This is a genomic window from Shewanella sp. HL-SH2 (assembly GCF_051164935.1).
GTDB lineage: Bacteria > Pseudomonadota > Gammaproteobacteria > Enterobacterales > Shewanellaceae > Shewanella > Shewanella glacialimarina.
Map to the genome: position 1 here is coordinate 1,415,867 of NZ_CP195035.1, position 13,765 is coordinate 1,429,631.

A 13,765-nucleotide genomic window follows, 5' to 3' on the forward strand; every position below is an offset into this window, starting at 1 on the left:
TGTTTGATAGCATTTATAGTTTTTTGTTAGTTGGTGCATTTTCGTCATACTGTAATTGTAATCTGTTAATCCGAGTCGAATTTAAATATCGACCTACTCTCTTGTTCATTATTAATCACAAACATTAGTGAAACCGCAATTATGCAAACCGCGACAGATAAACCGTTATCATTATTTAGCTTAACCTGGCCATTATTTATTGATTTTGCACTGCACTTTTTAACCGCAGCGTTAAACACATTTATGATAAGTCATGTTTCATATCAAGGTGTTGCAGCCTTGTCTGTTGGCAATATGGTGTTTCAACTAGCCATTACCTTATTTAGCTTTGTCAGTATTGGTGCAAGTGTGGTGATAACCCAATATCTTGGTGCTAAAAATAAAGCTGCTGCCCGTGATGTTGTTTACTCGGCTATCGGTTTTAACCTAGGTGTGGGAGTGGTTGCGGCGTTTGGCGTTGTTGCAGGTGCCAGCTCTATTCTTTATTTAATGAATTTACCTGAGCACTTACTTGCAGACGGTAAGTTATATTTACAAATTGTCGGCTTATGTTTAATTCCTGAAGCTATGGCGATGTGTATTGCTGGAGCAATGCGCGCCCATGGTCATACTTTGCAAGCTATGTGGGTAACATTAGCGATTAATATCATCACATTTATCGGTAATTTACTCTTACTCTATGGCTGGTTTGGCTTACCTGAAATGGGCGTGGCCGGTGTGGCAATTAGCACTGTCACGGGGCGTATTATCGGTGTATGCATCATGTTGGTTCTTTTTGTACGTTATACCGGAATTCGCCTGCATGTCCCTTCAATTATTAAACCAAAATGGACAATGCTTAAAAAAGTGTTTCACATTGGTTTGCCCGCAGCGGGAGAGAATTTGTCCTGGATGTTGCAGTTTTTAGTGGTGACCTCATTTGTTGGTTTGATGGGCGATAAAGCATTAGCCGCACAGTCGTTATACTTTCAAATCTGTATGTTTATTTTGTTGTTTGGATTATCCATAGGTATTGGTAATGAAATCATTATCGGTCACTTAGTGGGAGCTAAAGCTATTAAGGCTGCTGAAAAACAAATGTATCGTGCTTTGAAGTTGGGGTTAATAGTCACCACTTCAGTGGCCGCATTAGCCGCTATTTGGGGCCAAGATCTTGTGGCATTGTTTACCGATGAAACCGATGTGCTGCAATTAGTGGCACCGTTATTTATTCTCACCCTGTTTATGGAGCCTGGACGCACATTTAATTTAGTGGTGATTAATGCATTACGCGCCAGTGGTGATGCCAAATTTCCGTTTTTTGTTGGTGTTTTCTCTATGTGGTGTATTGCGGTTCCTGGGGCATATTGGCTCGGTATTCATTTAGAGTATGGCTTAGTTGGCATATGGGCCGCTTTGGCGGTTGATGAGTGGGTGCGTGGATTAGCCATGTTATGGCGCTGGCGCAGTGGACGCTGGCAATCAAAAAGTCTAGTACTAGAGCATGATTAATCAGTATTTAGTAAGGCATACCGTTCAGTCAGTTTTTCAATTTTATTATCAAAGTGTTAATATGCGTCCGATTTTGAGAGGATTAACGTACAGAAAAGGATCTAATAATATGAGAAAAATGCTTTTAGCTGCTGCAATAACATTTGCAATACCATTCACAGCTCAAGCTGGTGCTGATTTTGTTGAAGGTGATGACACATTTGGTGGGGAAGCTGAATTAGGGGCAACCTTAACGACAGGCAACACAGATACATCTTCTTTTAAAGCACGTTTAGATTTGAAGCATGAGCTAGATAATTGGGAAAACCAATACTTATTCGAGGGGCTTTATAAAGAAGATACCGGTGATGTCACTGCAAAACGTTATTTTGTCGGTGCTCAAGGTAACTATCAAATTAATGAGCGTAGCTATATTTTCGCTAACACCAATTATGAAGTCGATCCTTTTACTGGTTATGATTTTACCTCAACAACCTCTTCAGGTTATGGTCATCGCCTTATTGATACTGCAGATACATCTCTACAAGCTGAAATTGGTCCCGGTTATATTTATCAAGGTTTAGATGAAGAAACGGCACTGGCTGAAGGCTATGATTCTGAAGACAGCGTTGTTGCTCACGCCGTGTTAAATTATCAAACTAAAATCAGTGATTCATCTAAATTCCAACAACGTTTTGTTGCCGACTGGGGTGAAAAATTAGATGCGCGCTCAGAAACATCATTAACCGCAAACATTGTTGGCGCACTAGCAATGAAGTTCGCCGTTATTGTGCGTTATAATAGCGATCCGCTTGAAGGTAAAGAAAGCACTGATACAGAAACTAATATGACCTTGTTATATGCCTTTTAATCTTTCTGTTTGAGTGTTTTTACCTCAATATAGCTGGTATTTACCAGCTATATTTTTGCACTCTAGCTTGAATTTAAAGTATTTCTCTTGATTTCACTGCTATCCCCGTTTTATAAAATCGATATTATTACTTTAATATGTTCGATTCGCGCTCAGGTTCACGATTTTAATCGCTAGTTAGGTGCACAATATGGCAAATAATGTTGAATGACTTCGACGTTGTAAAGGCATTCACATGCTAGGTAAGCACTTAACATGTGAGGCTAGATCACCTTTTAGAACCTAGCGAGAGTAAGGCATGCAAATCGGGAGTTGTTGGTTTGATCGGCCCAATAAATTATTCGTTGATCCCTCAAGAGACCTCAGCTGGCCTTTAAATGATCAAGAATTTTGGGTGCTTGAACAGCTAGTTCTGCATCGAGGCCAGGTCGTTCCAATAAGTCAGCTCGCATCATCGTCTATGACCCACGTAAGTGTCTCAAAAACGATTGAATCATTAGTCCATTTTTTAGGTAAAGACCAAGCTTGCTTACTCGAATACATTCCAGGACAAGGAGCCGTACTGTATAAAAGGAATGTGGTTCGTGCATCTAGTTTATTAGGTTTGCCCTATAAAACCATGCCCTATAGGTTATATTTTTTGATGCTAATATTGATCATCATTGTATGTGTTTATCTATATTTCAGTTTTTCACCTCCTGTCAGTATCATGGCGAAGATTTGAGCTTTATAGCTAATTTATTCCCCAAATATCTTTTAAAAGATGGTTTATTGTATGTAAACTATGCAACTTAAACGATGAGATTTAAATTATTGTATCTAACAAATTAGTGACTTAATTTTCAGACTGTTACACTTTAATCTTGGTTGTAACTGATTAAATTAAATTAAGATTGTAAGAGATTTAACTAATCTATAGTAAGATTATTAGCATCGAATATGCGAGTAGAGTGGATCAGTGGCAAAGGTAAAAGTTAAACAAGAAGAAGCGCTTTCGGTTAAATTTAGCCATCAAATGGGCACAGGCGTTCAACGAACTTTTGATTTGTACTTTTTTTTACCTAATGAAATGTCGATCGGTAGTAATACCTTAAATGAGGAGGAATATTATCATAGCGGTATAGTTGGCCGACGCTCATATTACTCCAAAGGGCTGCATTTACCGCTAGTCCAATCTCGTTTTGCCAGTTTGAATAAACGTACTTTGGAAGAGTTTCGTTTATATCTTAATCTATTTGCTTATCAATTTGCTGTTGCGATTGAAACCGATGCTAAAGAGTTACGTCAAAAGTCAGAGGCAAATGAATTTTATCCCGTTTTAAATGATTTGTGCGAACTCGTCGCGCAGTTACTAAAAAAATTCCGCCGTAATGAACCCAGTGAAGAAAAATGGAAGTCATACTTTGAGCACGCCGATAATTATTTGTCCTGGTTTTGTGAGCAACAATTACTCAAAACTTTAGCGTCTCGACCTCGTAGTGCTGAATATAATGACATTACAGAGAAAGTTATTTTACTGTGTCGCAGTGAAAATCAATATCGTGAAGTAGAAAAACGTTATAACTCGACTCAAACTAAGCAAGATGCAAATCGTATTTCTAATAAAATGTTACTGCTTCGTCGGCTTATTCAGCAAGGGGTAGTATTAAAAGAAGAATTAAAGCCTTTAGGGATCGGGTTAAAGAAGTTTGTGACTGGATTAGCCACAGGGTTAGTTATGCTTGTTGTGTCAGCGCTTATTTTTAAGGCTCAAGGATTCTTCAATGGTCTGACGATGACCTTATTACTGACTTTGGCAGTGATATATGGTTTTCGTGAGATATTTAAAGAAGATATTCGCAATGCCATGTGGCGCCTTATTCAGCGCGGACGACCGCGTTGGAGTCGAATATTGCGTGATACCACTACGCAAGCAATCGTTGCTAAGCAGTTAGTTTGGTTGGAGTTTATTCGCCCGCAAGATATTCCAAAACATGTCGCCGAAATTATGAAACAACGTCATAGCCAAAATAAGGTCGACACGACAACATTGCACTACCGTATTGCGACTAAAGTCACCAATAAACCCTTTGAGGCAGGATATTCGCAAATTCAAGAGCAAGTAAATTTCAGCTTAATTCCCTTTGCTAGATACCTTGAGCGCGGTAACGCAAAAATTTACCATGAATCAGAGGGGAAGGTGAGTCATGCATCTGTAGAGCGCCGTTATCAACTCAATTTAGTAGCGGTGCTCAAAGATGGCAAAGAAGCGCCTGAGTACGCTCGCTTTAAAGTGACCATGAACCGCTCAAGTATTATTGAAATAACTGAAAGCAAATTACCTGACAATGTGAATCCATTTAGTATTGAACAGGAATAGTGTGCTTATTCCAGAGGTGAATTGCTTTCATAATCAAAGGTCCGGGTAAAGGCTTGGCAAATATTTTGGTCACCTGATTGCTTAGCGCGCTTTAATGCCACATCTGCATTGATGAGGTATTGCTCAAGGCTTTGAGGAGCACAATAGCCTGCGATACCAATATTTATACCTTCATCTAAGTGTTTTGTTGCGAGCTTTTTAAGCATCTCAATAGCAAATAAATGGGTTCGGGTGGCATCAGTGTGCGGTAAAAATAGCACTAACTTACCCAATTGCCAGTGAGCTAATTGATAGTTTGCTGGTAAGTCTATCAACATTTGAACCTCAATATCTTGCTGGCGCTTTTCAAGCTGACTGATGTCGCCCATGTTACTAAAAATACCTTCTGGATTGATATCCATGACCAGTAAGCTTGAGCTGGCTTTAATGTTTTCACTGGTATTGTTGAAGTAGTTTTCTAAATCAACTAACCGCATCACCATACTGCTTTTTGGGGTGATCATATTTTGATTGATGACAGGACCCGTGGCATTGGTTTCGACAGTAAAGATAAGGTATTCAATATCCCCTTCAAGAGACATATGGCCCATGACGGTGATTTTTAAGTTTTCAATAAAACGGCTTTGATCAAATGGCGTAACATGACCTTGCCACTCACCTTGCAGGGTCACCTGGGTAAGAATATTACTCCAAATATCACTAATTTCGCTGCCCAGCAGCGTCTTAATATCAACCTGGTGTTCGCCGCGCAGCTGCATTAAATTATCAAAGCTATGGTTGCAGTTAATTACTTTTCCCTCAGCGTTAGTTAATGTGGTTGCTATTGCGTTTTCGCTGAGCAATTGATTGAGGAAAGCCTGTTGACGACTAGCAACTAATTCACTGATGTCATTAAATACCACAATCCAGTAATGTTCCTTTTGCGATAGCGCTTGACGGTGTATGTGGATATTAACCTGATGGTTATCATCTTCTAAACTGACACAGCCAGACCAATACTGGTCGGTACGTAAAATTGTTTTCAGCGCTTCAAATTTGTCGTCAGAAAGATTGATCACTCGCTGTAAACTGCGATCGGTTAAGGTGTTTAGTTGATAATTTAATGAGTTTGCAGCACTGTTGTTAATTCCCAGAATTCGGCCACTATCATTGACGATAGCGTAACTTAACTCGGTATTAAATAATCCATTCGACAAGCGAATACTATTATTTCTGGCCTTATTTTCCATTAAATAACGCTGGCGAAAAACAATTACTCCTATGCCCAATAACCCAATCACAATGCTGGCAACGATAAGTACCATTTTCCAGGGATCAAAACGTGCAGCGATATCCTGGTGACGAATATAAGATAAAAAGAAATATTCTTTTTTTGATTCACTTTGCCCGGTAAGCTCCACCTTCAAGTAAACAAATGTAGAGTCTTTACTATGAAATTGGCCGAAATTGTTCATCGCCATAGATTGCCACAGCTCAGGGTTGGTTTGTTTTAAACTTGCTCCTAAGGTATCAGGCATATTATTTAATGGACTAGGCTGATTTGCGCCAGCATATAAAAAACTCTGACTATCTAATAACAATAACGGCGAGTTAGGATTAAAAAAAGCCGGTTTTATGGTATCTAATAATCGGGTAACAGAGTTAAATGTGACTAGATAACCATTGATAGATTGATCAAGGTTTTCTAACCATGCAAGTTGATATATATAGGGTTCGAGTTTGCCATCAATCGGGGTAAATGCCATATCAGAGGAGTATATTTCAGCACCTCCCATGGTGCTTTTCCCTTTCAATAATTTGGGGGGTAGGGTTAGGTTTTCTAAATTACTTGATGTGGAAAATTTAAGTTTTCCTTGTGGGTCATACAATGCCAGGCCAAGTAATTCAGGAATGTTTTGTGTTAGAGAGTTCCAGCTTTGAAAAAGTTTTTGTTTTTGTTCTTCATTCGGGCTAGAAAGGTATTGACGAAGCAACTCCCCATTAGCAAATGTTTGGGTTCTAAATTGTAAAAACCCCATTTTGTCAGTGGCGAGTGAGGCTACTGTTTGTAATTCGCTATATCGTTGGCCAGCCCAGTCTTCCTGTAGTCTGCGCTCACCCATATCAATGATGGTACTACTGATAATAATCAGCCCAATCAGCAATAAAATAACCTGACTAAAAAGTGATAAAATTTGGGTGCGAGACCAATGAATATCTTGGACTGAAGCAATGAGGGATGTAATACCTGAAATTGTTGTTTTTCTTTTAAACATTGCGCCAACTTTGTCTGTATAAGTAGCCAAACTACACTAAAGTGAAGTGGACGCTAATATTAGCATGAATTAGTTAATTAAATCATGCTAACCCACGATATCAAGTTGGCGTTCGGTAAAGTGACAATTAGCATCAAACGCAATTGTTCGGCACTTATCAATATCAACGCCTGCTAGCCCGTTTATTGCGCTGACCGATACTGATTGGATATATTGTGGGGCTAAGGTGATAAATTCACGCACAGCACTATAAGCGTGTGTTAATTTGGGTTGGCAATGTTCAATATAGGCTTGCTCTGTGTCTGCATTGAGTGATATCGACATCGCATCAATACACGTGGCCAGTTCAGGTAAAATATTGCGACGATGAAATAGGTTACCTAATCCGTCGGTATTAAGTCTGACTTGGGCGCCACGACTTTGCAATTCTTTAGCAACTGTCAGCAGGGTGTCTAAATTCAGTGTCGGTTCTCCATATCCGCAGAACACATATTCTTCAAACTTATCTACCTGTCCCAATAATGGCAATATATCGTCAGCAGTAATGGTTTTGCTTAAGGTTAAATCATATTGAGCTACTTGCTTACTACCATTATGTTTAGGGCAAAATTTGCAACGTAAGGTGCAACGACTGGTTAAATTGATATAGCGACTGTGGCGAATATCATAAACCAAGGTGTTGTGAGTCGTCGTATGGTCTGTAGGCTGAGTTTGCGACATTGCATGCTGAAGTTGTGGATGTTGGTTTATGTTAACTCATACATTGATGAATGAATGTTGGACAGATCTCAGATTAGACAAACAAAAACAGCGCTTATTTAGCGCTGTTTTTGTTTGAAAACTATAACGATTCATAATCGATACTGGCCACAGATTAATAATAATCGGCATCTGTAGTTTTAGGTCGCCACCACCATAAATAGAAGCGTTTCAGCAGACGTTTAATGTCATCCAAAATAATATACAGAACGGGCACTAAAATTAGCGTCACCACGGTGGAAAACAAAATACCAAAAGCTAATGAGGTTGCCATAGGAATAACAATTTTAGCTTGTAAGCTTTTTTCCATGATAATTGGAACAAGGCCAACAAAGGTAGTTAACGAGGTAAGAATAATTGCTCTGAATCGATAACAGCCTGAGTCGATTGCTGATTGCATAATCGACTTGCCTTCTTCGCGGGATTTATTCACAAAATCCACTAGGATTAACGAATCATTGACTACCACACCAGCCAACGCCACGATGCCACATAAACTCAATACACTCATTGATAATCCCAGCATGTAATGGCCGACTAACGCGCCAATCATCCCAAAGGGGATGACTGACATGATGATTAAAGGTTGAGTATATGATTTAAGTGGAATAGCCATTAAGGCATAAATAGTGAACATGGCGAAGAAAAAGCCCTGTATTAAGCCCAACATGGCATTTTGCTCATCCAGACTGCTGCCATCTAATGAGGCCGATACATGGGGGTATTTTGCTGATAAGTAGGGAATAAATTCAGACTGTACCTCATCAACAACTTTACTAGGCTCTACTTTGTTGGTATTTGCATTAGCGCTAATGGTAATTGCACGGCGACCATCTACACGGGTAATAGATGCATAAGAGTCGCCTAACTCTATTGCGGCTACACTTGAAAATGGTACCGTTTGGCCGTTACTGGTGCGGATCATCATATTTTCAAGATGCCCCACGGTGCGTCGCTGCTCCAGTGGGTAGCGGATCATCACTTTAACTTCTTCTTTATTACGCAAAATACGTTGTGCTTCGTAACCATAAAAGCCGTAACGCACTTGGCGCGCTAAGTCAGACAGAGTTAAGCCCTGTGCCTGTGCTTCTGGCAGAATATTAAGACGAATTTCCTGGCTGCCCGACGAAAAGTTGTCTGAAATATCATATACACCTTCATAGGTTGCCAGCTTATCTTTAATTTCTTTAGAGGCTAGGGCCAGTTGATCTAAATCGGTTGAGGTTAATCTAAAGGATAAATCTCCGCCTGTCTCATTAGTGCTGGCATTAATATTGAGTTTTTTAACGGACAGTAATTCAGGTAACTGTTTGCGCCACTCTTCGGCAATAGATACGCCATCAACGTCCCTGTCTTCACCTTTAGTTAACTCAGTAAAAATAAACGCTGAAGTACGTGAGCTTAATGACACAAAACTGTGTTTAACTACACCTGTGCCATATTCCTGCTCCATAACATCATTCATTCGATATAAAGCATCTTCTACCTGCTGGACCGTGGCTAAGGTATTGAGTTCAGAGCTACCTTCATCCATTTCTAGTTGAACTTGAATAAAGTCTGATGGAATATCAGGAAAAAATACCCAACGCACTTTCCCGCTAGCAACCAAAGCGATAGAGAGAATTAATACCCCAACAAAGACTGCAACAACATTATAGCGTTGCCTAATGCAGGCTTCTAAAAAGTGTCGATATTTATGGTGAATAAAGAATTGTAGCTTGTCATTTAAGCCAACTTTAAAACGCGAAAATACATTAGTCGGCGCGGTTTTCTTTTTGACTTTCATGTGTGCCAAATGTGCTGGCAAGATGAATTTTGATTCAATGAGTGAGAAGGCTAAACACAAAATAACAATCATGCCGATAGACTTCCAAATAATCCCCATTGGACCTGATACCAAAATCATTGGCGTGAAAGCGGCAATGGTGGTCAGTACCCCAAAGGTGGCAGGCATAGCAACTTTGTGCACACCTGTTATCACGTTGTGTAAAGAATGACCGTTTTCTTCAACTTCACTGTAGGCACTTTCACCTATCACAATGGCATCATCGACGACAATCCCCAGTACCAAGATAAAAGCAAATAAGGTCAACATGTTAATCGACATGCCAACCGCTGGCATTAACAACATTGCCCCTAAAAAGCACACTGGTAACCCCATCATCACCCAAAAAGCTAATTTAAGGTCAAGAAACAGGGCAAGAATAATAAATACCAACAGTGCACCGTAAAACATGTTAGATAACATCATGTTTAAGCGGCCTTGAAGATAGTGAGTTAAGTCCCCCCAAGTATCTACTTGTATATTAGCGGGCAGGGTGCTTTGACGCTCGGCTATGTAGGCTTTTACCTGTGTAGATATCGCTAACGCGTCTTGATCATCAATACTGGTGACTTCAATAATTGCCGCTGGCTTGCCATTAAAACGGGTGTATTCTAATCTTTCTTCAAAGCCATCTTTAATATTCGCCACTTGAGGTAGCATAATACGGCTGCCGTCGGTGCGGGTAAGTACCACAATTTTAGCAAAGTCTTCGCCAGTATAGGCTTGGCCTTTGGTGCGCAATAATATGTCACCATCTTGAGCACGAATAGAGCCGCCGGGTAGATCAATAGAGGCATTTTGGACCGCTTGCGCCACTTGGCTAAAACTTAAACCATATTCGCGTAGCTTATCTTCAGACACTTCAATGCCAATTTCGTAATCTCTTACACCAGTTAGCTTAGCTCGTGTTACGCCGGGTAAATCGGTGAGGTCTTCACGAATTGATTTAGCCATCTCCTTCATGTCATGTGCTGACATGTCGCCATAAACCGACACCCAAATTACATTGTTTTCAGGCTTTATTTGAAAAATATTAGGCTTTTCAATGTTATCAGGAAAGGTGGCAATAGCATCAATACGCAGCTTAGCTTCATCAAGCACTTGCTGAACATCGAAACCATCCTCAACTTCAATGGTGACAGACCCTATACTATCGCTAGCCACCGAGGTGGTTTTTTTAATCCCAGAAATATCTTGAATGGCTTCCTCAATTTTGATGTTGATCCCTTCTTCAATTTCTTGCGGGGCTGCACCTGGGTAGGCCACAGTGATATTGATAAGATTAAGTGAAAAGCTGGGGAAAATTTCTTTATTAATTATTACGGCACTGAATAATCCACCGATAATCAGTACTAGCATGAGTAAGTTTGCTGCAACGTTATTGCGAGCAAACCAAGATATGATTCCTGAATGGCTCTGCATCACAGCTCTCCTGCAGGGGTTAGCTCATCATCAGATACATCATCTGTGGGGGTTAACTTATCGTCCTCACCTAATATTTTTACTTTTTGACCATTAGATAGGTTGGCGACATTGGTCATTGAGATGCGCTCTCCATCGGTAAAGCTGTCTTTAATATAGACACTGTCAATGTCGGTTCTGACTAGGTTAACACTGCGCATCTCAATGATATTATCATCACTGACAATGGCGACTTGGTCATTGCGTAATACATGACGTGGAAGCTGCACAATACCGCTTACGCTGCGACCTTTAATGACTGCGGTGACAAAGCTGCCGTATTTCAATGGTAACTGTTTATTATTTCTGGACTTTATAAGATAAGGGTCAATGACTTCAGCAACGAGGTAAACCATACGGTTTTGTTCATCGATGACATTTTCGCTGCGGATAATATTGCCATACCAGGTCATGTTTTGACCTGCTAGAGAAGCGCTTAAGGTGACTTCTGTGTCTGGATTGTCAATTGACTCTAAATACGCCAAGTCATTATTGGTCAGCGGTAAACGAATCTCTGCGGTACTGGTATCGTATAGCTCGCCTAAATTAGTGCCTAACGTGACGTATTGGCCTAGGTCGACATGACGCGCTTTAATGATGCCGTCAAACGGTGCGCGAATAATGGTACGTTCAAGATTACGTTGCGCACGGGCCAGTGCAGCTTTAGACGACTTTACATTTGCTTGTTCTTTTTTAAGCTGCGGGATACGTAAGCCTAATTCTGGGGCAACGCCGTTATCGAAATCTTTAAATTCTATTTTAGCCACTTGGCCACGGGCCATTTCTTCGTTTAGCATTGCAGTAGCCTGTGCCACATTGGCTTCTGCTTGCATCAAGTCAGCTTCATAATCAGAAGGTTCAATTAACGCTAATTGATCGCCTTTTTTAACTATGCCGCCCGCAACAAACTCGGCAGATATATTTTGTAGTCGCCCTTGTACTTCTGTTACGAGCTGAGTTTTATATTTGGGATTAACCACACCATAGGAAGGTAGGTTTAATGAAACCGTTTGTTGCTTTACTGTCATCACATCAATAATAGTGAGAATTTCTGCTTCGTCTTTTTGTTCAGGAGCTTCCTGGGTTTGCATTAGTAGCTGTGCAAAGCCAATTGCCACGATCAAGATAAAAAGGGGGGTCAGTCTTCTTAAAATAGTTTTCATTCTTTTTGCGTATCCATGCTGAAATGATGCTGATGAATGTATTTTGTACAATGTGCGGTGTTTTTAGGCAATATTTGTACATTTTTTTATTCTTATCAGTAATCTGTCTAAATTAGCAGATTTTATGATTCAGCTAAACTGGTTTATGTAAATTAGCTGTAGCAGGATGTTGCGGTTGTTAACATCTTGGGGCGATTTGATAAATAAATTAGCATGTGCGGACGATGAATTTTTTAAATATCAACCTAAATATAATACAGGCAATAAAAAAACGAACCTGTTTAGGTTCGTTTTTATTTATATTTAAATATTACAGTAAGCAGATTACCTACCAATATTAATTATTTTTTCTTTTTTGACTTCTTAGAGAATTTTTTAGGGTCCTTGGCATTAGCTTTTTTCTTACCCGGCACTTTAGCTTCTTTATGTTTAGGACGAAGCTCTTCAATGACACGGCGTTTTAACGTTTGCTCAATGTAGCGCTCAATTTTACCGACAATTCGTACATCATGTGCTTCCATTAATGAAATAGCAGTACCTTTAGCGCCAGCGCGCCCTGTGCGACCAATACGGTGCACATAAGTGTCAGCTGAACGTGGCATGTCAAAGTTAATTACATGAGTAATATCATCAACGTCAATACCACGGGCTGCCACATCGGTAGCCAATAGCACATTGACTTCACCTTTTGTAAAACGTCCTAGGGCTTGAAAACGTTTCTTTTGTTCCATGTCGCCACGCATAAACGCACAAGGTATATTGGCCTTTAATAATAATCCTTCAAGGCTAGCCACCGCTTCACGGGTTTTAACAAATACGATTGTTCGCTTAACTTGCTCTTGTCTTAAGATGTTACACAGTAAGGCAAATTTATGATCTTTATCGTCGGCTAAATGCGCCCACTGATGAATTTTAGCTTTTTCGCTGCGAGGTGCTTCTACATCTATGGTGACAGGATCTTTCAATAGATCACGTGCGAAACGTTCAACCCCGCTGCCTTCTAAAGTGGCAGAGAACAACATGTTTTGTTTACGACCTTGTGCTTCAATCGCAATGGCTTGCACCACTGAAGAGAATCCCATGTCTAACATGCGGTCGGCTTCATCAATCACTAGAATATCGACCTCAGTAGCATCGAATTTTCTTTTGTCTAGGTATTCCATCAATCGGCCTGGTGTGGCGATTAATATATCGATATTACCTGCAAGGGCTTCTTCTTGCGGCCCATAAGGAACGCCACCAGTAATAATGGCAATATCTAAATCTAAGTCAGTTGCGAGATGACATGCATAACGATGAATTTGACTGGCTAGCTCACGGGTAGGTGTTAACACCATGATGCGGGCTTGTCCTTCGAAACGACGAGGGAAATCGATCAGGTGCTGTAAGGCTGGCAATAAGAAACTTGCTGTTTTACCTGTCCCTGTTGGCGCACGCGCAAGAATATCCCGTTGCTCCATCGCCATAGGAATAGCTTGTTGTTGAACTGTCGTGGGGCTTTTGTGGCCCATGGCTTTCAGTGAATCTAATAACCTTGGGTCTAAATCGAAATCTTCAAATAACATGCACGTGGGTCTCGCTTAAAAGTAGCCGTCTATTATA

At 40.3% G+C, this 13,765-nt stretch carries 8 protein-coding genes; 3 read left to right on the forward strand and 5 right to left on the reverse strand.

Annotated elements, in window-relative coordinates:
- Nucleotides 1–141: 141 nt before the first annotated feature.
- The 3 genes from ACRWP9_RS06195 to ACRWP9_RS06205 all read left to right on the forward strand — a co-directional run bounded on the left by ACRWP9_RS06195 (nucleotide 142) and on the right by ACRWP9_RS06205 (nucleotide 4,700).
- Complete coding sequence (locus tag ACRWP9_RS06195; RefSeq protein ID WP_434928393.1) at nucleotides 142–1,491, forward strand: MATE family efflux transporter; 1,350 nt, start codon at nucleotides 142–144, stop codon at nucleotides 1,489–1,491.
- Between the two features lie 109 nt (nucleotides 1,492–1,600).
- Nucleotides 1,601–2,341, forward strand: a complete 741-nt coding sequence (locus tag ACRWP9_RS06200; RefSeq protein WP_434928394.1) for a DUF481 domain-containing protein — start codon at nucleotides 1,601–1,603, stop codon at nucleotides 2,339–2,341.
- Between the two features lie 958 nt (nucleotides 2,342–3,299).
- On the forward strand, nucleotides 3,300–4,700 hold the full coding sequence (locus ACRWP9_RS06205; protein WP_434928395.1) for a hypothetical protein: 1,401 nt from the start codon (nucleotides 3,300–3,302) through the stop codon (nucleotides 4,698–4,700).
- Between the two features lie 5 nt (nucleotides 4,701–4,705).
- Here ACRWP9_RS06205 and ACRWP9_RS06210 read toward each other — a convergent pair whose 3' ends face one another.
- The 5 genes from ACRWP9_RS06210 to srmB all read right to left on the reverse strand — a co-directional run bounded on the left by ACRWP9_RS06210 (nucleotide 4,706) and on the right by srmB (nucleotide 13,728).
- Nucleotides 4,706–6,955 carry a PAS domain-containing protein gene (locus ACRWP9_RS06210; protein ID WP_434928396.1) on the reverse strand — a complete coding sequence of 750 codons (2,250 nt, stop codon included), beginning with the start codon at nucleotides 6,953–6,955 and terminating at the stop codon, nucleotides 4,706–4,708.
- An 87-nt stretch (nucleotides 6,956–7,042) separates the two neighbouring features.
- Nucleotides 7,043–7,675, reverse strand: a complete 633-nt coding sequence (locus tag ACRWP9_RS06215; RefSeq protein ID WP_434928397.1) for a TatD family nuclease-associated radical SAM protein — start codon at nucleotides 7,673–7,675, stop codon at nucleotides 7,043–7,045.
- A 154-nt stretch (nucleotides 7,676–7,829) separates the two neighbouring features.
- Nucleotides 7,830–10,961 carry an efflux RND transporter permease subunit gene (locus tag ACRWP9_RS06220; RefSeq protein ID WP_434928398.1) on the reverse strand — a complete coding sequence of 1,044 codons (3,132 nt, stop codon included), beginning with the start codon at nucleotides 10,959–10,961 and terminating at the stop codon, nucleotides 7,830–7,832.
- On the reverse strand, nucleotides 10,961–12,163 hold the full coding sequence (locus tag ACRWP9_RS06225; RefSeq protein WP_434928399.1) for an efflux RND transporter periplasmic adaptor subunit: 1,203 nt from the start codon (nucleotides 12,161–12,163) through the stop codon (nucleotides 10,961–10,963). The genes ACRWP9_RS06220 and ACRWP9_RS06225 overlap by 1 nt, the downstream gene beginning before the upstream one ends.
- A gap of 341 nt (nucleotides 12,164–12,504) precedes the next feature.
- Nucleotides 12,505–13,728 (reverse strand): ATP-dependent RNA helicase SrmB, encoded by a 1,224-nt coding sequence (srmB, locus tag ACRWP9_RS06230; protein ID WP_226410928.1) that lies wholly within the window; start codon nucleotides 13,726–13,728, stop codon nucleotides 12,505–12,507.
- Nucleotides 13,729–13,765: the final 37 nt, after the last annotated feature.

Excerpts from the sequence above, each read along its gene's own strand:
- ACRWP9_RS06210 (WP_434928396.1), bottom strand. The coding sequence starts at position 6,955 with ATGTTTAAAAGAAAAACAACAATTTCAGGTATTACATCCCTCATTGCT.
- ACRWP9_RS06215 (WP_434928397.1), bottom strand. The coding sequence starts at position 7,675 with ATGTCGCAAACTCAGCCTACAGACCATACGACGACTCACAACACCTTG.
- ACRWP9_RS06200 (WP_434928394.1), top strand. The coding sequence starts at position 1,601 with ATGAGAAAAATGCTTTTAGCTGCTGCAATAACATTTGCAATACCATTC.
- ACRWP9_RS06225 (WP_434928399.1), bottom strand. The coding sequence starts at position 12,163 with ATGAAAACTATTTTAAGAAGACTGACCCCCCTTTTTATCTTGATCGTG.
- srmB (WP_226410928.1), bottom strand. The coding sequence starts at position 13,728 with ATGTTATTTGAAGATTTCGATTTAGACCCAAGGTTATTAGATTCACTG.
- ACRWP9_RS06195 (WP_434928393.1), top strand. The coding sequence starts at position 142 with ATGCAAACCGCGACAGATAAACCGTTATCATTATTTAGCTTAACCTGG.
- ACRWP9_RS06220 (WP_434928398.1), bottom strand. The coding sequence starts at position 10,961 with ATGCAGAGCCATTCAGGAATCATATCTTGGTTTGCTCGCAATAACGTT.